The organism is Pectobacterium artocarpous, assembly GCF_046159765.1.
In the GTDB taxonomy this organism is placed as follows: domain Bacteria; phylum Pseudomonadota; class Gammaproteobacteria; order Enterobacterales; family Enterobacteriaceae; genus Pectobacterium.
Genome location: NZ_JBJXVK010000072.1, coordinates 1 through 262, shown reverse-complemented (window position 1 = coordinate 262; position 262 = coordinate 1). Strand labels below are relative to the sequence as shown.

Sequence of the window (262 nt, the reverse complement as noted above, 5' to 3'; positions counted from 1 at the left end):
CACGTCGTCGCCGAACAGCGCCGCGATGTGGCGGTCGCGTTCGGGGTCGCCGCCGACGAAGTCGAGCGCGGTGAACTCGGCGGCAGGATAGGTCACCACGGCGCCGCGTGGCGATTCCTTCAGTGTGCGGCCGCCGCGCGGATCGCGCCGTCGCTGCAGCCAATCCTGCATCGCGAGCAGCGCCTCCGGCGTCGCCGAGCCGCGCTCGGCGAGCGGGATGCAGTAGCGGTTGTAGCCGGCGATGCGGCGCGCGGCCTCGACG

The 262-nt window shown here is 73.7% G+C and carries 1 protein-coding gene; it reads right to left on the bottom strand.

Annotated features, from left to right (window positions below; genetic code table 11):
• The coding region (locus tag ACKQAD_RS20305; RefSeq protein ID WP_409161761.1) for a hypothetical protein at positions 1 to 262 on the bottom strand (262 nt) is incomplete at both ends.